The organism is Oceaniglobus indicus (assembly GCF_002751875.1).
Taxonomy (GTDB): Bacteria; Pseudomonadota; Alphaproteobacteria; order Rhodobacterales; family Rhodobacteraceae; genus Oceaniglobus; species Oceaniglobus indicus.
On sequence record NZ_NMZM01000010.1, the window covers coordinates 114,177 to 131,448 of the forward strand.

18 protein-coding genes are annotated in these 17,272 nt (G+C 64.2%); 7 read left to right on the plus strand and 11 right to left on the minus strand.

The window, feature by feature from the left end:
* Nucleotides 1–11: 11 nt before the first annotated feature.
* Nucleotides 12–1,541, minus strand: a complete 1,530-nt coding sequence (locus CFP68_RS15305; RefSeq protein WP_099827799.1) for a DUF2125 domain-containing protein — start codon at nt 1,539–1,541, stop codon at nt 12–14.
* Nucleotides 1,542–1,676: 135 nt separating this feature from the next.
* On the opposite strand from CFP68_RS15305, the gene CFP68_RS15310 reads away from it, so the two are divergent.
* A complete protein-coding gene (locus CFP68_RS15310) occupies nt 1,677–2,435 on the plus strand; it encodes an SDR family oxidoreductase (RefSeq protein ID WP_099827871.1) in 759 nt (252 codons plus the stop codon).
* Nucleotides 2,436–2,507: 72 nt separating this feature from the next.
* Here the strand turns inward: CFP68_RS15310 and CFP68_RS15315 are convergent, their stop codons facing one another.
* From CFP68_RS15315 to CFP68_RS15325, 3 genes are all read right to left on the minus strand, one after another.
* On the minus strand, nt 2,508–3,260 hold the full coding sequence (locus CFP68_RS15315) for an SDR family NAD(P)-dependent oxidoreductase (RefSeq protein WP_099827800.1): 753 nt from the start codon (nt 3,258–3,260) through the stop codon (nt 2,508–2,510).
* Between the two features lie 137 nt (nt 3,261–3,397).
* Nucleotides 3,398–4,072, minus strand: a complete 675-nt coding sequence (locus CFP68_RS15320) for a DsbA family protein (RefSeq protein ID WP_099827801.1) — start codon at nt 4,070–4,072, stop codon at nt 3,398–3,400.
* Nucleotides 4,073–4,093: 21 nt separating this feature from the next.
* Nucleotides 4,094–4,624 carry a DUF721 domain-containing protein gene (locus CFP68_RS15325; protein ID WP_099827802.1) on the minus strand — a complete coding sequence of 177 codons (531 nt, stop codon included), beginning with the start codon at nt 4,622–4,624 and terminating at the stop codon, nt 4,094–4,096.
* Between the two features lie 88 nt (nt 4,625–4,712).
* On the opposite strand from CFP68_RS15325, the gene mutY reads away from it, so the two are divergent.
* From mutY to CFP68_RS15340, 3 genes are read left to right on the plus strand one after another with little or no spacing between them, the layout of a single operon-like run.
* Nucleotides 4,713–5,771, plus strand: a complete 1,059-nt coding sequence (gene mutY, locus CFP68_RS15330) for an A/G-specific adenine glycosylase (protein WP_099827803.1) — start codon at nt 4,713–4,715, stop codon at nt 5,769–5,771.
* 51 nt (nt 5,772–5,822) lie between these two features.
* A complete protein-coding gene (locus CFP68_RS15335) occupies nt 5,823–6,968 on the plus strand; it encodes an alkane 1-monooxygenase (RefSeq protein WP_099827804.1) in 1,146 nt (381 codons plus the stop codon).
* Between the two features lie 60 nt (nt 6,969–7,028).
* Nucleotides 7,029–7,706, plus strand: a complete 678-nt coding sequence (locus tag CFP68_RS15340) for a DUF2270 domain-containing protein (protein ID WP_099827805.1) — start codon at nt 7,029–7,031, stop codon at nt 7,704–7,706.
* Here CFP68_RS15340 and CFP68_RS15345 read toward each other — a convergent pair.
* The 4 genes from CFP68_RS15345 to CFP68_RS15360 form a co-directional block, all read right to left on the minus strand.
* Nucleotides 7,703–8,728 carry an NADP-dependent oxidoreductase gene (locus CFP68_RS15345; RefSeq protein WP_099827806.1) on the minus strand — a complete coding sequence of 342 codons (1,026 nt, stop codon included), beginning with the start codon at nt 8,726–8,728 and terminating at the stop codon, nt 7,703–7,705. The genes CFP68_RS15340 and CFP68_RS15345 overlap by 4 nt on opposite strands.
* Before the next feature lie 159 nt (nt 8,729–8,887).
* Nucleotides 8,888–10,021, minus strand: coding sequence for a site-specific DNA-methyltransferase (locus CFP68_RS15350; RefSeq protein ID WP_099827807.1), 1,134 nt, complete (start codon nt 10,019–10,021; stop codon nt 8,888–8,890).
* A 102-nt stretch (nt 10,022–10,123) separates the two neighbouring features.
* Nucleotides 10,124–10,741: a ribonuclease HII gene (locus CFP68_RS15355; RefSeq protein WP_241524116.1), complete on the minus strand. Its 618-nt coding sequence runs from the start codon at nt 10,739–10,741 to the stop codon at nt 10,124–10,126.
* Nucleotides 10,742–11,092: 351 nt separating this feature from the next.
* Nucleotides 11,093–11,779, minus strand: a complete 687-nt coding sequence (locus CFP68_RS15360; protein ID WP_099827809.1) for a response regulator transcription factor — start codon at nt 11,777–11,779, stop codon at nt 11,093–11,095.
* A 153-nt stretch (nt 11,780–11,932) separates the two neighbouring features.
* On the opposite strand from CFP68_RS15360, the gene ribA reads away from it, so the two are divergent.
* Nucleotides 11,933–13,006 carry a GTP cyclohydrolase II gene (gene ribA / locus CFP68_RS15365; protein WP_099827810.1) on the plus strand — a complete coding sequence of 358 codons (1,074 nt, stop codon included), beginning with the start codon at nt 11,933–11,935 and terminating at the stop codon, nt 13,004–13,006.
* A complete protein-coding gene (locus CFP68_RS15370; RefSeq protein ID WP_099827811.1) occupies nt 13,003–13,497 on the plus strand; it encodes a L,D-transpeptidase family protein in 495 nt (164 codons plus the stop codon). The genes ribA and CFP68_RS15370 overlap by 4 nt, the downstream gene beginning before the upstream one ends.
* Here CFP68_RS15370 and CFP68_RS15375 read toward each other — a convergent pair.
* Nucleotides 13,494–14,147 (minus strand): YggS family pyridoxal phosphate-dependent enzyme, encoded by a 654-nt coding sequence (locus CFP68_RS15375; protein ID WP_099827812.1) that lies wholly within the window; start codon nt 14,145–14,147, stop codon nt 13,494–13,496. The genes CFP68_RS15370 and CFP68_RS15375 overlap by 4 nt on opposite strands.
* 129 nt (nt 14,148–14,276) lie before the next feature.
* On the minus strand, nt 14,277–15,218 hold the full coding sequence (locus CFP68_RS15380; RefSeq protein WP_158234185.1) for a porin: 942 nt from the start codon (nt 15,216–15,218) through the stop codon (nt 14,277–14,279).
* A 303-nt stretch (nt 15,219–15,521) separates the two neighbouring features.
* Between CFP68_RS15380 and CFP68_RS15385 the strand changes: the two genes are divergently transcribed.
* Complete coding sequence (locus CFP68_RS15385) at nt 15,522–15,986, plus strand: DUF3576 domain-containing protein (protein WP_099827814.1); 465 nt, start codon at nt 15,522–15,524, stop codon at nt 15,984–15,986.
* A 7-nt stretch (nt 15,987–15,993) separates the two neighbouring features.
* Here the strand turns inward: CFP68_RS15385 and CFP68_RS15390 are convergent, their stop codons facing one another.
* Complete coding sequence (locus CFP68_RS15390; RefSeq protein WP_099827815.1) at nt 15,994–17,235, minus strand: glycosyltransferase; 1,242 nt, start codon at nt 17,233–17,235, stop codon at nt 15,994–15,996.
* Nucleotides 17,236–17,272: the final 37 nt, after the last annotated feature.

Here is a 17,272-nt window from a genome sequence, read left to right on the forward strand (position 1 = left end):
CGTTCGCGGCTTTATTTCAGCCGTTGACCGTTGGCCGAAACCGACCCGTCCGGGCGGACTTCGATTTTCGACGTCAGCGTATCGCCTTCACCGGGGGTCGCGAACAGCCCCAGCATCATCCGCGCGCCCATCGCCTGTTCCTGCGGCAGGATCCCCATGGTGACCAGCGTGTCGAGAAGCGTGTTGCCCCCGACCAGCTTCAGGTTCAGTTCGCCATCGGCGGCCGGCATGCCTTCGAATGTCGTCTTGTCGGCATTGTCGAAGGTAAACGATCCATCGCCCGTCAGATCGGCCCCTGCCACCGAAAGCTTCAGTTCGTTCAGGTCAAGCGCGTGCAGCTCGCCCGGCTCGGCTTCGGGGTCGATGTCGTCGGACGTCCAGAAATCGACCAAGAGGCGCGCCTTGCCCGACAGATCGACCAGCAGGGTCGCGGGATCGCGCGGCAACCGCTGGCCCGAATCGATCATGTCCCATACGGCGTCCGACACGCTCAGCCCGCCGAGGTTCAGGTTGAAGGCGAAATCCTCGGGGGTTTCGGTCGGCACGACCGGCCCGCGCAAGGCGACGTTCAGCACGTCCATCGACGCGCCGAGATCGGAAAACGGCAGGGAATCGCCCGAAACCTGGATTTCCAGCATTTCGGCCCGCGTCATATAGGCCATCGCGCCGTCGGACATGGCGAAATCGATGGCGCCGGCCTCGCTCGATCCGTCCACGACCATTGTCTGTGCTTCGGGGTCCGTCACGTCCATCGAAAACGCCTGGGGCCCATGGACGATGTTGTAGGCCAGCGATGTGTCGCCGGTCGCGCTGTCGGCCGACGGTGACAGCAGGGCAAGATCGCCCGACGCCTGGCCGCGCAGCGTCTCGACCCGCCAGGCCATGTTCACCAGGCCCGCACCGTCGGACTCGGCCTCGGCCTCGTCTTCGTCGGCGGGTGGGGTCGCGATGGCCGAGACGCTCAGCGCCTCGCTCACCATGTCATAGCCAAAGGTCTGTTCCGCGCCCTCGCCGAACAGCGAATAGGTGGCAACCACATCGTCCAGTTGCGCGTCGATGGTCATCGCGGCGCCGTCTTCTGAGGCACCGGTCATGGCGATGCCGACCTTGGGGGCCGTGACGTCATAGGTCAGCGTCGACACTTCGCCCGATGCAACGGTTTCCAACCCCGGCAACTGGACGACGATGGTGGCGGTAAACTGCTCATCCTCGGCCGGATCGACGGTCAGAACCATGTCGTATTCCGGCGACATCGTGATCAGCACGGTGCCGTCGCCCTGGTCGGTCAGGTTGATTTCCGGGATCGTGCCGTTCAGCGATGCGTCGTCGTCATGATCGATCGACAGCACGACATCGCGCAGGGTCAGGGTATCGCCATCCTCGCTTTCCGAGCCGGGCGTCATCGTCATGCCCAGCGTGGCATAGGCCGATTGCCAGGTGTCCCAGACCTCGCGCGGTGCGACATCGGCCAGGGCAGGCGCCGCCCCCATGATCAGGGTCACGGCGGTGGCAGTGGCGGTCAGACGGGCGGTTCGGATCATGTGAGGATACCTCGAATAAAATGTCCCGCGCAGCGTGGGGGCGCGAACGCCCGAGGTCAAGTCCTGGCGGGCTGGGCAAAGCCGCATTCCCGACCTAACCTTGCCGGCATGAACCGGACAGGACAGGAGGACGAGATGAGGGACATGACCGACAAGGTCGCGCTGATCACGGGCGCCAGCCGCGGCATCGGCGCCGAAACGGCACGGGCCTTCGTGGCGGCGGGCGCGCAGGTGGTTCTGTTGGCGCGCAGCGACGATGCCATTGCCGGGCTTGCCCGCGATCTGGGCGAGGACCGCGCCCTGGCCCTGCCCTGTGACGTGGCCGATTTCGGCGCCATGGCCGATGCCGTGCAGACGGCGACCGACGGCTTTGGAAAGATCGACGTTCTGGTCAACAACGCCGGCGTGATCGAACCCGTCTCGCACCTGGCCACCGCCGACCCAAAGGCCTGGGCCCGCGCCATCGACATCAACCTGACCGGCGTCTTCAATGGAATGCGGGCGGCGCTGCCCGGGATGATTGAACGCGGCAGCGGCACGATCCTGACGGTGTCGTCGGGGGCGGCGCACCGGGCGATCGAAGGCTGGTCCCACTATTGCGCCTCCAAGGCCGGCGCGGCGATGCTGACCGAGGCGGCGGATCTGGAAAACCGCGACCACGGTCTCAGGATCATGGGGCTGTCGCCCGGCACGGTCGCCACCCAGATGCAGCGCGAGATCAAGGCAAGCGACGTCAACCCGGTCAGCAAGCTGGACTGGTCGGATCACATCCCGCCCGAATGGGTCGCGCAGGCGCTGCTGTGGATGTGCACCGGCGACGCCGACGACTGGATCGGCCGAGAGGTTTCCCTGCGCGATCCGGCCATCCGAGCGCGGATCGGGCTGACCGACTGATCGGAAACGGCCGCGCGCGGGTTGCGCACGCGCGGCCATGCGCGATGTGGCGCGTTGATCAAAAATGCGCGGCTACGCGCGCAATGCAGGCAGACCGATGCCGGTGGATTCGAAACCGCCGTCGACGGCCACCGTCTGTCCCGACACGAAGCTGGCCTTTTCCGAGCACAGGAAAACGATCACGGCGCCGATTTCCCCCTCGCTGCCATAGCGGTTCAGGGGGATGGCGTCGTGATAGGCGGCGATGATCTGCGGCGAATGAACCGCCATCGACAGCTTGGTCTTCACGGGGCCCGGCGCGACACAATTGGCGCGGATGCCGTATTCGCCCAGTTCGGCGGCCTGCTGTTCGGTCAGCGCGATCACCGCCGCCTTCGACGTGCCATAGGCGACGCGCAGGGTCGACGCCCGCAACCCCGAGATCGACGCGATGTTGACGATGGCGCCCCGGCTTTGCTTCAGGGCGGGGATGCAGGCCTGCGACACCAGGAACGTGCCGTCCAGATTCGTCGCCATGACAAACCGCCAGCGGGCAAACGTGGTCTCCTCGATCGGGCCGAAATCCGCTTCGCCGGCGTTGTTCACCAGGGCATCGATGCGCCCGCAGATGTTGGTGACCTCGGCCACCATGGCGTCGACCGCCGCGGGGTCCGATATGTCGCAGACGATGGCCGTCACTTCGCCCAGGTCTGCGGCGGCGGCATGCAGCGCCTCGGCGTCCTTGTCCACCATCGCCACGTGCCAGCCGTCATCCAGAAACAGCCCCGTCGTCGCGAGGCCGATCCCCCGCGCCGCGCCAGTCACGATTGCCACTTTCCGATCCATGTCACACTCCCGTTGTTTGGGTCGGGTCTATCCCAGCGCGAAGGTGTGGAAAAGGGCGATACCGTCAAACCGCGCGCCCGCCGCCCGAAGGGCACATGGCGTGCGCGCGCAGCGCGCTCCTTTGGATCAGACCGGGCTTATTCGCCCAGCTTTTCGTCCAGGATCTTCGACATCTCCTCATAGCTCATGTTCTTCATCGTCTCGCCGTCGATGACGAACGATGGCGTGGCGGTGATGTTGTCGGCCGCGGCGTTCTTTTCATAGGTGGCGACCAGGGCCTGTGCCTTGTCCGCGTCCTGCATGCAGGCGTCCAGTTGTTCGTCGCTCAGTCCCGCCGTCTTGCCGATGCGCCGCAGGCTGGCGGCGATCTCAGCCGGCTCGCCACGGGCCCATTCGTCCTGCTGGTCGTAAATCAGGCTCGAGATCCCGAAATACCGCAGCGGCCCGCCGCACCGTGCCACCATGCCGGCCCACAGGCTCGGCCGGTCGAAATACACCTCGCGATAGACGAAGTTGATCTTGTCCGTGTCGATGTAATCGGCCTTCAGCTTCTGGAACGGCCCTTCGTGGAAGGTCCGGCAATGCGGACAGGTGAAGGATGCATATTCGATCACCGTCACAGCGGCATCCGGATTGCCCAGGGTCATCTCCTGCACCAGCGACAGATCGGCATCGGCCGCCGCGCCGTCCTGCGCCTGCGCGGCAAAGCTGGTGACGGATGTGCTATCGGTCGCACCCGAGAACGATTGATAGGCAACACCGGCCACCAGAACGGCGGCGACGGTGGCTGCAACGGGCAGGATCTTCTTCATGTCTCGGACCTCATCATCATGTCAATTACGTATATTTCTGCGGGCAGATAAGACGTTGTGCCCCAGGGCTTCAAGGGCAGCACGAAGCCCGGCATCGGCCACCGGGGCCACGGCCTCGCGCGCCGCGGCTTCGGCCTGAGGGTCGCGCCGCGCCTCGGCCTTGCGGGGTGCGTGGGCGAAATCGGCCTGCCCCTCGGCAAAACCGGTTGGCGCCGTCTGGGTGATGCGGATCCGCGAAATGGCGGCATAGCCGTAACAGGCGTTGACCCGTTCGCGGATCTTTTCCTTGTTCATCTCCAGCATCGGCGCCTGGGCCCCGGTGGTCAGCAACGACAACGTGGCCCCGAAACCGCCCCGCCCATAGCTGACGTTGGCCGGGCGACAGATCGCCGCCGTGTCGGCGCCGACGATATCCGCCCAATGGGTCAGAAGACGGGTGACGGCGAAACCGCGCTGTTCGCCCACCTCGCGGATCTGGCGCTGCAACAGCGCCGATGCGGCCTGGAACCCCTTGGAATAGCGGCGCTTGCCGGGTGTGTTCGCGGTGCTCATGATCTATATCCGGGCTTGGACGTTCCCCCAGTGATACGGCGCACCGCCGCGCTTAGGAACGGCAAAGCCGCGAAAAGGACCATAAACATTGCGTGACACCGACCTGAGCGCGATCCTGCTGGACTGGTACGACATCCATGCGCGCGAGATGCCCTGGCGCATCGGACCGGCGGCGCGCGCGGCCGGAGTGCGCCCCGATCCCTATCGCGTCTGGCTGTCCGAGGTGATGTTGCAGCAGACCACCGTCGCCGCGGTCAGGGATTACTTCCGCCGCTTCACCGAACGCTGGCCGACCGTCGGCGCCCTGGCGGCGGCGGATGATGGCGATGTCATGGGCGAATGGGCCGGTCTTGGATATTACGCGCGCGCCCGCAACCTGTTGAAATGCGCCCGCGTCGTGGTGGCCCGGCATGGCGGCGCCTTTCCCGAAGATCCCGCGGCCCTGCGCGCCCTGCCCGGCATCGGCCCCTATACGGCGGCGGCGATCGCGTCGATCGCCTTCGACCTGCCCGAGGTGGTGGTGGACGGCAACGTGGAACGGGTGATGTCGCGCCTTTACGCCGTCACCACCCCCCTACCCCCGGCCAAGCCCGAGCTGACCGCGCTGGCGGCCGGCCTGACCCCTGCCGCGCGTCCCGGCGATCACGCACAGGCGGTGATGGATCTGGGCGCGACGATCTGCACCCCGAAATCTCCGGCCTGCGGGATCTGTCCCTGGATGGCCCCGTGCCGCGCGCGGGCGTTGGGGATCCAGGCGACCTTGCCGCGCAAGCTGCCGAAGGCGGCCAAGCCGGTGCGCCACGGCATCGCTTACCTCGCGCGCCGCCAAGATGGCGCCTGGCTGCTCGAGCGACGCGCCGACAGCGGTCTGCTGGGCGGCATGCTGGGCTGGCCGGGGGCGCCATGGGGCGACGAGGCGCAGGAACAGCCGCCGTTGGACGCCGACTGGCGGGATCCGGGCGTTCAGGTGCGCCATACCTTCACGCATTTCCACCTGTTGCTGGATCTGCGCATAGCCGAGGTCGGGATGGATGCGCGCCCGACCTGCGGCACGTTCGTGCATCCGGCGAATTTCCGGCCATCGGACCTGCCCACGGTGATGCGCAAATCCTTCGATGTGGCCTCTGCGACATTCGGTGCGCTATGAGCAGTCCGGCAGCGCCATTATGTTGCCAGAAATTCATGGGATGAGCCGGCCATGACCGATGCCACGTTGCCCCCCGCCGCCATCGCGCGGCTGACCCGCGCCCTGCCGTTCTGGCTGTCGCTGCTGCTGATTCCGCTGGCGGTGTTCGGAGCGGTGCAGGGGGGATGGGCCGTTCTGCTGATCCCGCTGTGCACCTGGTATCTGTTTTCCATCGTCGACGTCTTCGCGGGACTGGACGAGCGCAACGCCGATCCCGCGACACCGGACACCCAGTTGTTCTGGTATCGGCTGATCACGCTGATCTGGTTTCCGATCCAGGTCGTGCTGACCTTCGGGCTGATCCATTATGCGACCCGCGCGCCCCATCTGGACGGCTGGGAGAAGATCGGCCTGTTCTTCGGTGTCGGCGTCATCAACGGCACCATCGGCATCAACTATGCCCACGAGCTGATGCACCAGAAAAGCCGGGCGGAACGCTGGATGGCCGACCTGTTGCTGGCGATGGTGTTCTATTCCCATTTCCGCAGCGAACACCTGTTGGGGCATCACCGCTATGTCGGCACGCCGCGCGATCCGGTGACCGCGCGCTATAACGAAGGGTTTCACCGGTTCTTTGCCCGTGTCCTGGTCGGGTGTTTCGCCTCGGCCTGGCGGGCCGAAGCGGCGATGCAGGCGCGGCGGGGCCGGTCGCCCTGGCACCGGTCGAACCCGTTCTGGCGATACGCCGCGCTGCAACTGGGGTTTGCCGCGCTGGCACTGGCGCTTGGCGGGGTTCAGGGGCTGGCGCTGTTGCTGTGGTCTGCGTTCATCGCCGTCTGGCAGCTGGAGCTGGTCAATTACGTCGAACACTACGGCTTGACGCGCAAACACCTGGGGGATGGCAAATACGAACACGTTCTGCCGCGCCATTCCTGGAATGCGTCGCACAAGGTCAGCAACTGGTTGCTGATCAACCTGCAACGCCATTCCGATCACCATTACAAACCCGACCGGCGGTTTCCCTTGCTGCAAACCTATGACGACGCAGACGCGCCGCAACTGCCGCACGGATATCAGGTGATGACGATGGTCGCGATGGTGCCGCCGCTCTGGCGCCGGGTGATGAACCCGCGGGTGCGCGCCTGGCGAAGGCAACATTATCCCGAGATTGCGGATTGGGCCCCCTATCGCCACGCCACCAATCCCTGGCCGCGCTGAGGGCGCTGTCGGGGTTGCCGTGCCCCACACCCCCATCCTAGGATCGGGGCGGAGGTATCGATGGAACACCCGAGCACCGAGCCGCGCAAGGATCTGACCGCAGCCGAAGTCGGCGCGCTGGCCCACCTGTATCGCGGCGAGGTCTATCGCTCGACGATCTGGCGCACCCGGCTGGACACGACGACGAACTGGTCGGTGGTCACGCTGGGGATCGCGCTTTCGATCTCGTTCTCATCGCCCGCCGCGTCACCCTTGCCGCTGTTGCTGGTCGGGGTGCTGATCTTCTTCTTCCTGATGCTGGAAGCGCGGCGATACCGGTATTTCAACGTCTGGCGGGCGCGCTGCCGCTGGATGGAAAAGCACTTTTTCGCGCCGATGCTTCAGGACGGCGACATCCATCTGGAAGACGGCTGGCAAAAGCAGCTTGCCGACGATTACTGGCATCCGCGCTATCATGTCAGCATGAGGGTGGCGATGGGCCGCCGGATCCGCCGCAATTACTTCTGGATCCTGCTGATCCAGACCATCGCCTATGGCGGAAAGCTGGCCGTGCATCCCGAACCGCTGACGCACGTTTTGCAATTGCCCGAGAGGGCGGCGATCGGCCCGCTTCCCGGCTGGCTGATCCTGGCAATCGGCGCGATCTATTGCGTCACATGGGGCTCCATCGCGTTCTGGAGCTGGCGCGACGACCGGCGCCGCGCCGCACAACGGCACGACGCCAGCGGCATGGGTTAGGACGGGTCGGCGCCGACCTTGACCAACTGCTTGCCGAAATTGCCGCCTTTCAGCATGTCCATGAAGGCCTGTGGGGCAGCGTCCAGTCCTTCGGCAACCGTTTCGCGGTAAGTCAGATCGCCATCGCGGATCATGGCACCCACTTCTTTCTCGAACGCCGCGCGACGATCGTGGTGGTCGAACACGATCATGCCCTGCACCTTGAGCCGCTTGGACAGGATCGCGCGCCACACGGCGGGCAGCGGCAGCGCATCATCCAGGTTGTTGCCGGAATACCAAGCGATCATGCCGATCACCGGAATGCGTCCGCCGATGTTCATCTGCGGGATCACCGCCGACAGGGTCTTGCCACCGACGCTTTCGTAATAGATGTCGATACCATCGGGCGCGGCCTTGGCCATCTGTTCGGCCAGGTCATCCGCGTGGTGATCAAGGCAGACGTCATAGCCCAATTCATCGACCGCATAGGCGCATTTCTCAGGCCCGCCGGCGACGCCGATCACCCGCATCCCCTTGGCCCTGGCCAGTTGCCCGACAACGCCACCGACTGCGCCGGTGGCGGCGGACACGACGATGGTTTCGCCCGATTTCGCCTCGGCCACATCGTTCAGACCGACCCAGGCCGTCAGGCCGGGCATCCCCAAAGCGCCGAGGGCGGTGGAAATCGGCGCGATGTCGGGATCGACCTTGCGCAGCCCATCGCCGTCCAGAACGGCGGCACTGGCCCAGCCCGTGCGCCCGATGACGATATCGCCCGGTTTGAAATCGGGGTGTTCGGATGCCGTCACCTCGCCCACGCCTTCGCCTTCCATGGGCGCGCCCAACGGCACCGGAACGGCATAGGATTTCGCATCGTCCATCCGCCCGCGCATGTAGGGATCGAGCGACAGCCAGATCGTGCGCACGGCGACCTGCCCCTTGGCCGGCGGATCAAGCGTGACGGTTTCGCGGCCGAAGTTGTCTTGTGTCGGGTTTCCCTTGGGCCGGCTGGCCAGCGTGATGCGATAGGCGTCTTGGGTCATGGTATGTCCTTTGCTTTGATCCACACCTAGGGACCCACGCGGACACTCATAAGGGGGCGGCACAAAAAAGCCCCGCCACAGGGGCGGGGCAAGGTGGGGCCACGTGGCAGAAGCCACGGGCACCGGCGGTAACTCGGGGGTGTTCGTGAATGGGGTGGCTCAGGTCATCTCGGCGCGGATCTGCTGGCGCAGGATGTCGATGGGCACCGATTTGCCATCGCGCTTGAAGCTCCAGTATGTCCAGCCGTTGCACGACGGCGCGCCTTCCATGGCGGCGCCGACCTGGTGGATCGACCCCTTGACGTCATCGGCGATCAGGGTGCCATCGGCGCGAACCTTGGCCATCTGGCCACGCGGGTTTATCAGCATTTCACCGGGGCGCAGCATGCCGCGTTCGACCAGCTGGCCGAACGGGACGCGGGGCTCGGCACGCTTGGATGTTGTCACGCTCAACGCTTCCCGGTCGAACTTGCGCACCGAATTCAGCCGCTTTTCCGCGGCGTCGCGGTACGCCTGTTCGCGTTCGATGCCGATGAAGTCACGGCCCAGCATCTTGGCCACCGCGCCGGTGGTCCCGGTGCCGAAGAACGGATCCAGCACGACATCGCCGGGATTGGTCGTTCCCAGGATGACCCGGTGCAGCAGGGATTGCGGCTTTTGCGTCGGGTGGGCCTTGTCGCCCGCGTCGTCCTTCAGCCGTTCGTGGCCGGTGCAGATCGGCAGCACCCAATCGCTGCGCATCTGGGTGCCCTCGTTCAGCTGCTTCAACGCCTCGTAGTTGAAGGTGTACTTGCTGCCTTCGTCGCGCGACGCCCAGATCAGCGTCTCGTGGGCATTGGTCAGACGCTTGCCGCGAAAGTTCGGCATCGGGTTGGACTTGCGCCAGACCACGTCGTTCAGGATCCAGTATCCAGCATTCTGAAGCGCGGCACCCACCCGGAAGATGTTGTGATAGCTGCCGATCACCCAGATCGCCCCGTTCGGCTTCAACAGGCGGCGCGCCGCCTTCAGCCAGGCGTTGGTGAACGTGTCATAGGTCTGGAAGCTGGCGAATTGGTCCCAGGCATCATCGACGGCATCGACCCGCGAATTGTCGGGACGGCACAGGTCGCCCTTCAACTGCAGGTTGTATGGCGGGTCGGCGAAGATCAGGTCGATCGACCCTTCGGGCAGCGCGTTCATCCGCTCGACACAATCCCCCGAAAGGATCTGGTTCAACGGCAGCTCGGCCGCGTTTCTTGCGTCGTCAACAGGTGGAGGCGCCGCGGCGCCGCCCTTGGTTTTAATGGTCATCACTGCCTCGATCCTGGCACCGTTATCGGCGTCCAATGTTGTTGAAGCCAAGATGAGTCATCCGGGATTCGCGGTCAATTTGTTTTTGAATCAGTGACTTAGTTAATTCTGTTGATACAACATCTTGTGGACCGGCGCGAACGAACGCCTATGATGTGGGGTGACCCCTAGATTTTTCAGCGCGGACAGATGCCGCGGCGACCCATATCCCATGTTGGTCTCCCAACCATATCCGGGATGCTGTTGCGCCAAGGCAACCATGCCCAAATCTCGCCAGATTTTCGCCACAATCGAGGCGGCAGCGATCGAAAGCGACCGGCACTCACCCTTGACCAGAGGTTGTGCGTCGCAGGGCAAGGGCGGCACCATCGACCCGTCGACCAGCGCCATGTCGACCGGACGTTTCAGACCCTCGATCGCGCGGCGCATGGCCAGATGCGATGCGCGCAGGATATTGAGGTGCTCGATCTCCTCGACGCTGGCCTCGCCGATGCTGACCTCGGCCTGTTGCCACAACAGGTCGGACAGGCGCTGTCGGGTCTTCATGCTCAGCTTTTTCGAGTCGTCGAGGCCCTCGGGAATGCGCAGCGGGTTCAACACCACCGCCGCCGCCGTGACCGGGCCGGCCAGCGGCCCGCGCCCCACCTCGTCGACGCCGGCGATCCGTGCAAACCCGCGCGCGGCAAACGCGGTTTCAAAGCTGAAATCAGGGACTGTCATGGCCTGTTTCATACCCCCTGGTCCCAACGCGTGACAGGGTCGGGGGCACAAAAAAGACCCGGACCGCAGAGCCCGGGTCAGTTCAACAAGAAGAAGAGATGGCCGGACCGGCAGGATCCGGGCAGAAACGGCGCCATCTGTTCGCGCGGAACACAGGGAGGGTGACGGCGTCGCTTCTGGCACCATCAGGATGGCCCGCAATGCACACGCCCGCCAGTGGGGAAAACCATACGTATTGTTTGACCACATATGAAAAGGTCCGGGCCAAGGCCCGGACCAGTTCTGCGTATCATGAACCCGATACGCCGGGTGCCACACGGTTTCAGCCTCGGACGCGCTGTGGACCGGTGGCTAGGCCACCAGCCGGTATCCGCCGCTTTCCGTGACGAGCAAACGCGCGTTGGTCGGATCGGGTTCAATTTTTTGTCGCAAACGGTAAATATGGGTCTCGAGCGTATGGGTCGTGACGCCGGCATTGTATCCCCACACTTCGTGCAGCAACACATCGCGTGCGACCACGCCATCCGTCGCGCGATACAGAAACTTGAGGATGTTGGTTTCCTTTTCGGTCAGGCGGATCTTCTTGTCCGCCTCGTCCACCAAAAGCTTCTGCGCCGGCCGGAACGAATAGGGCCCCAGTTGGAACACCGCATCCTCGGATTGCTCGTGCTGGCGCAACTGCGCGCGGATCCGCGCAAGCAGCACGGGAAAGCGGAACGGTTTGGTGATATAGTCGTTCGCCCCCGCATCCAGGCCCAGGATGGTGTCGGCATCGCTGTCATGGCCCGTCAGCATCAGGATCGGACATTTCACCCCCTGCTTGCGCAGCCGGCGGCATAATTCGCGCCCATCGGTATCGGGCAGACCCACGTCCAGAATGACAAGGTCATACAGGCTTTCGCGGGCCTTTTCCGACGCTTCGGCACCGGTCGCGGCCTCGAAAACGTCGAAATCCTCGGTCATGACCAATTGCTCGCTCAGCGCTTCGCGCAGATCCTCATCGTCGTCGACAAGCAGTATCTTCTTCAGGTTGGCCATGGGAACTCCTTGCTTCGGTAATGCAGATGTGAAGCAGTAACGGCTCTGACAAGAAATCCGTTGGTGCGATCACGCGGTCGTGTCCGTAGAGATAGTATTGTTTCACATTTGGTCACATCCACGTATGAGAACGCCAATGACCGGGAGTGAAAAATGAGCTTTCAGCTTTCCATGGCCGAACGCCTGGCACGGGCGCGATCCGACCTGCGCATGGGGATTCCCATTGTCCTCGGGACGGGGACCGATGCGATGTTCGCCGTGTCCCCCGAAATGATCGCGCAAGAACGATACCGCGATCTTCTGGACGTGGGCAGCGTGGTGGTGGCGATCACCCATTGGCGGGCGCAGACGTTGAAGGCGCCGGTCTATGACGGCGATCTGACCCGCATCGTGGTGCCGCCCGAGATGCCATTGTCGCGGCTGCGCGCCCTGGCCGACCCGGCAGAAGATCTGAACATGCCGATGAAGGGCCCGTTCCGGTTCGACCGCGGGCCGGGCGCCGATGTCGCGCGGGTCGGCGTGGCCCTGATGAAATCGGCGCGTTTGTTGCCGGCGGTGCTGTTGGCGCCCGCCCACACCGCCCCGCACGGTGATCTGACCCACATCGGCCTGCCGGATTTTGCCACCGTGCTGGACCCGGTTCCCGACATGCACGGGGTCATTGCCGCACGTCTGCCCATGGCGGCGGGCCTGGGCCGGCTTCATATCTTCCGGCCCGACGACGGTGGCGACGAACATTATGCAATCGAGGTGGGTCAGCCCGACCGCACCCGCCCGGTTCTGACCCGGCTTCATTCCGCGTGTTTCACCGGTGACATCCTGGGATCGCTGAAATGCGATTGCGGCCCGCAGTTGAACGGCGCCCTCGCACAGATGGCGGCGGCGGGGGGCGGGATCCTGCTGTATCTCAACCAGGAGGGGCGCGGCATCGGTTTGGCCAACAAGATGCGCGCCTATTCGTTGCAGGACCAGGGGTTCGATACGGTCGAGGCAAATCATCGGCTGGGGTTCGAGGATGACGAACGCGACTTTCGCATCGGCGCGCGGATCCTGTCGCGCATGGGTGTCCGACAGGTCCGCCTGCTGACCAACAACCCCCGCAAGGTCGAGCGTCTGGAAAGCTGTGGCATCGACGTGGTCGAACGGGTGCCGCTGGCGGTGGGGGCGAATCCGCTGAACGAAGTCTATCTCGCCACCAAGGCCGCCAAGTCGGGGCACCTGTTTTGAACGCCGCGGATCTTGTGCTGACCCCGCGCGGGCTGCGCTTTGGCGGGCGGATCTATCCCTGCACCGTGGGGCGCGGCGGCGTACGCCGGGACAAGCGCGAGGGCGACGGTGCCACCCCCCGCGGCGTGCACCGCGTTGTCGGCATGCTGTGGCGCCCCGACCGGATGGCCCGCCCAGCCGATTGGGCGCAGCCGATTCGCGTTGGCGATCTGTGGTCCGACGATCCCGCCGACCCGGCATACAACCGGATGGTGCGCGCGCCGCATCGGTTCAGCCATGAACGCCTGCGCCGCGCCGATCCCGTGTATGACCTGGTATTGTTGACCGACTGGAACTGGCCCGACGGCGTTGCGGGACGCGGATCGGCGATCTTCATCCATCGCTGGCGCCGGCCGGGATATCCGACCGAAGGCTGCGTGGGCCTGCGCGCCGACCACCTGCGGGCGATCGCGTCGCGCATCCGGCCCGGCACGCGGCTGATCGTGCCCTAACCCGTCGTGCGTTCGCCGAAAATGGCCGAACCGACGCGCACATGGGTCGCGCCAAGCGCGATCGCGCGCTCGAAATCGCCGGACATGCCCATGGACAGGCCGGCAAGCCCGTTGCGTTCGGCGAATTTTGCCAGCAGCGCGAAATGCAGGTTTGGCTCTTCGTCGACGGGGGGGATGCACATCAGGCCGATGACCGGCAGGTTCAGCGCCAGGCATTCGGACACGAAGCCGTCCACATCGGCGGGCGAGACACCCGCTTTCTGATCCTCTTCACCCGTGTTCACCTGGATGAACAGATCGGGGCAGGATCCGGTTTCGTCGGCAATCCGCGCGATGGCCCTGGCCAGCTTCGGCCGGTCAACGGTGTGGATCACCTGGAACAGTTCCATCGCCTGCCGGGTCTTGTTCGATTGCAGCGGGCCGACAAGATGCAGCTTGCACGCGCCGAATCTGTCCTGCAATTCGGGCCATTTTCCCGCGGCCTCCTGCACCTTGTTTTCGCCGAAAATCCGATGTCCCTCGGTCAGTACGGCCTCGACCCGCTCGAGGGGCTGCACCTTGGAAATGGCGATCAGTTCGGTCGCACCCTGCGGTCGTCCGGCTTTCTGTTCGGCGGCATGGATGCGGGCGGTGATGTCGGCCAGGCTCATGGGGGCGCTCCGTTTCGGGTGGTTTTGAAACCGGCATACGCCATCGCCGCCATCACGCAAAGGTCGGCGCACAAAAGAAAAGAGCGGGCACAAGGCCCGCTCTTTCCGCTTCCAGAGATCCGGTTCGGATCAGAAGGAGAACTTCACACCCAGGTTGGCGCGCATGTCTTCGTTGTAGTCACGCTCGATACCACCGGCCAGCGTCGCGCCGCCCAGGTCGTAGTCTGCGCCAACGCCAACTGCGACGTCGGTCTTGTTGCCGGCCAGATCGTTGTTCGCGATGTAGCCGCGAGCGGTGATCGCACCGAACTGGTAGTTACCGTAGAGGGTAACCGTGGTCATGTCGCCCACGCCGGAGAAGTTGGTGTGGTTGATGTGCAGGCCGACGTTTCCATCGGGGTTGAACGCATATTCACCACCCAGGAAGTATTCGTCGCGGTTGTCGATGAAGCCCGCGTTCAGGCCGAAGGCACCGGCGATGGTGAAGGCGCCGAAGTTGTAGTCAGCGGCCATCTGGAATTCTTCCTTGACGCCGGCCGGCAGGGGATCGTTCAGCTGATCCGGGGTCAGGTACGAAGCCTTCAGGTTGAAGCCAGCGATCGAGTACGAACCGAACACGCCCATGCGGTTGGTCTGGCCTGCGCCGTAAGCGCCGGTGCGGTAGGCGTTGAAGGCCTGACCGTTGTAGGAGCCGAAGGTCTGACCGATGAAGCCAAGCTCGGCGTTGAACATCAGGGCAACGGTGTCCATCGCGGTGTTGGCGTTACCGACTTCGACGCGCAGACCGTTGTACTCGGCATAGACGTAGGCAGCGTTCAGTGCCGACGCGGAGTTGTTCTCGTCGTACTGGATACGGGTACGTCCACCGAAGGTCACACCGGAGTCGGTTTCTTTGGCGGCATCGATGTTGAAGCGCAGGCGATGCTCAACGATCGTGTCGTTCTGACCAAGGCCGCGGTTCTCAACGTAGTTGAGACCAGCGCGAGCCGTGCCCGAAATGGTGACATTCTGTGCAGCCGCAGCGCCGGCCGTAAGAACGATTGCGGTGGTCGCAAACAGAACTTTTTTCATTTGAGTTTCCCTTGTCTCTCTAAGCAGGTGGATCAAACCGTGTGGCCGGATTGACTGCATGTTGTTTCGCTCTGCCAGCCTCCATTTGCAACAGGACCGAGGGCATGACCGTCAGCATCGTCGGGAATGGTGCGTCTTTGCCACAGTCGGTTTCGCGCACCCCGACAAGGTGCGACGCCGACATTTGCGACCGCGGCATCGCGCAAGCCCCTTGTGACAGCCTTAAGTGCTGGCTAGAAAGCGAACTACGGTGCGCTCCGGCATGACGATGCAGGGCGCATGTGGTGAGCGGAGGTTGAAAACATGGCGAAAATCGGCGCGATCTGGGCAGGCACGCTGCTGTCCGCGGTTCTGGCGACATCGTCATGCGGCATTCTTCCCCAGAACGATACCGAAATTCCGGTCGGCCCCCAACGCGATGAGGGGCGCAGCATCTTCGAATTGTTCAGCAACAACGACGATCCGAACACCACCATCGAAGTGAACAAGTACATCTGGAACGCCGCCCAGGAAGTGCTGAACTTCATGCCCATCGAATCGGCCGATCCGTTTTCCGGCGTCCTGGTCTATGGCTATGGTCGCCCGCCGGGCGGGGGGCGTGCCTATCGTGCCACCGTCTATGTGCAGGATCCGGCCCTGGACGCGCGGTCGCTGAACGTGGCGCTGGCCACGACATCGGGACCGGCCAGCACGGACACCGTGCGCGCCATCGAAGATGCGATCCTGACCCGCGCGCGGCAGATGCGGGTGCGCGACGGGCGGCTCTGACCCCCCGTCAGGGGCTTACCGCCGCCAATCTCTCGACCCATTCGAACTGTCGTGGCAGGCAGACGGTTTTCAGATCGTAATCCGCCATCACCTTGGCCCGTGCCGCACGGCCCAGCGCCGCGCGCCGTTCGGGATCGCGGCACAGCGCGTCGATCCGATCGACCATCGCGCCGCCATCGAAGAAATCGAACAGCAGGCCGTTCTTTCCGTCCTCGATCACCTCGGCCACGGGTTGCGTATCGCTGGCAACGATGGCGCATTCGATCGCCATGGCTTCCATCAGGCTCCAGCTCAGGACGAACGGATAGGTCAGATAGACGTGGACCGTGGACACCTGAAGCAGACGGATGAAATCCGCATACGGCAGCTTGCCGACGAAATGCACGCGCGCCATGTCGGCGGCGGGAATCGAATCGCCCACCTCGGCCAGCATGGTTTCTTTCCATGACCGGCCGGTCTTGGGCGCCGACCCATAGCTGACGCCATCGCCGCCGACGACCATCACCCGCGCATTCGGCCGCCGCGCCAGAAGGTCGCCCAGCGACCGCATGAAAACGTGAAAGCCGCGATAGGGTTCGAGGTTGCGATTGACGAAGGTGATGACCTCGTCTTCGCGGGTCAGGCGCACCCCGCCGTGGTCGAACACCGCGCCGGGATCGGGACGGTCGATGTCGGTGTCGATCCCGTCATGGACCACGGTGATCTTGCGACGCAGGTCGTCGGGGTGTGTGCTGGCCTGCCATTCGGTCGGGCACAGCGCCATATGCGCGCGCTCAAGCTGGTTGCGCATCGACAGGTTGCGCATCCGCATCCGCGCCGCCTCGCCAAAGGCGCCATCGGCGGTGAATTCGGGATCGAACCCGATATCGGCGCCCTCGTGCTGATAGTGAAATTCGCTGAACACGCCCAGTCGGGTTTTGGGCCAGACATCCTGAACGAACAACGCCTCGCCCCAGCCGGTGTGCGCGACGACGATATCCGGCACGTAACCGCGTTCGGCCAGCGCATGACAGGCGCGATAGACGGCGGTGCCGCGATGCAATGCGCCGTTCAGGTTGGTCAGCCACGGATGGTGCTTCTGCCCCTCGGGATCCGCCCACTTGTAGGGAATGATCTGCACGCCGTTCCAGGTCTGCGCCTTCTGCACCCGCGATGTCAGGGCGACCACCTGATGCCTCTTGGCGGCCAAGGCGGGTGCAAGATGCTTGAACTGGCCGGGAAAATTCTGGTGCAGGAAGAGGATTTTCATGAATCGTCCGTCATCGGTGAAAGGTCTGACGCACGCT

What these genes read in the sequence shown, in the direction of transcription:
- CFP68_RS15325 (WP_099827802.1), bottom strand. Translation starts at nt 4,624, where the DNA reads ATGAGCACCGCGAACACACCCGGCAAGCGCCGCTATTCCAAGGGGTTC.
- CFP68_RS15375 (WP_099827812.1), bottom strand. Translation starts at nt 14,147, where the DNA reads ATGAGCCTGGCCGACATCACCGCCCGCATCCATGCCGCCGAACAGAAA.
- CFP68_RS15315 (WP_099827800.1), bottom strand. Translation starts at nt 3,260, where the DNA reads ATGGATCGGAAAGTGGCAATCGTGACTGGCGCGGCGCGGGGGATCGGC.
- CFP68_RS15350 (WP_099827807.1), bottom strand. Translation starts at nt 10,021, where the DNA reads ATGACCATTAAAACCAAGGGCGGCGCCGCGGCGCCTCCACCTGTTGAC.
- CFP68_RS15380 (WP_158234185.1), bottom strand. Translation starts at nt 15,218, where the DNA reads ATGAAAAAAGTTCTGTTTGCGACCACCGCAATCGTTCTTACGGCCGGC.
- CFP68_RS15310 (WP_099827871.1), top strand. Translation starts at nt 1,677, where the DNA reads ATGAGGGACATGACCGACAAGGTCGCGCTGATCACGGGCGCCAGCCGC.
- CFP68_RS15385 (WP_099827814.1), top strand. Translation starts at nt 15,522, where the DNA reads ATGGCGAAAATCGGCGCGATCTGGGCAGGCACGCTGCTGTCCGCGGTT.
- CFP68_RS15345 (WP_099827806.1), bottom strand. Translation starts at nt 8,728, where the DNA reads ATGACCCAAGACGCCTATCGCATCACGCTGGCCAGCCGGCCCAAGGGA.
- CFP68_RS15305 (WP_099827799.1), bottom strand. Translation starts at nt 1,541, where the DNA reads ATGATCCGAACCGCCCGTCTGACCGCCACTGCCACCGCCGTGACCCTG.
- CFP68_RS15355 (WP_241524116.1), bottom strand. Translation starts at nt 10,741, where the DNA reads ATGACAGTCCCTGATTTCAGCTTTGAAACCGCGTTTGCCGCGCGCGGG.
- ribA (WP_099827810.1), top strand. Translation starts at nt 11,933, where the DNA reads ATGAGCTTTCAGCTTTCCATGGCCGAACGCCTGGCACGGGCGCGATCC.
- CFP68_RS15320 (WP_099827801.1), bottom strand. Translation starts at nt 4,072, where the DNA reads ATGAAGAAGATCCTGCCCGTTGCAGCCACCGTCGCCGCCGTTCTGGTG.
- CFP68_RS15340 (WP_099827805.1), top strand. Translation starts at nt 7,029, where the DNA reads ATGGAACACCCGAGCACCGAGCCGCGCAAGGATCTGACCGCAGCCGAA.
- CFP68_RS15390 (WP_099827815.1), bottom strand. Translation starts at nt 17,235, where the DNA reads ATGAAAATCCTCTTCCTGCACCAGAATTTTCCCGGCCAGTTCAAGCAT.
- CFP68_RS15360 (WP_099827809.1), bottom strand. Translation starts at nt 11,779, where the DNA reads ATGGCCAACCTGAAGAAGATACTGCTTGTCGACGACGATGAGGATCTG.
- CFP68_RS15335 (WP_099827804.1), top strand. Translation starts at nt 5,823, where the DNA reads ATGACCGATGCCACGTTGCCCCCCGCCGCCATCGCGCGGCTGACCCGC.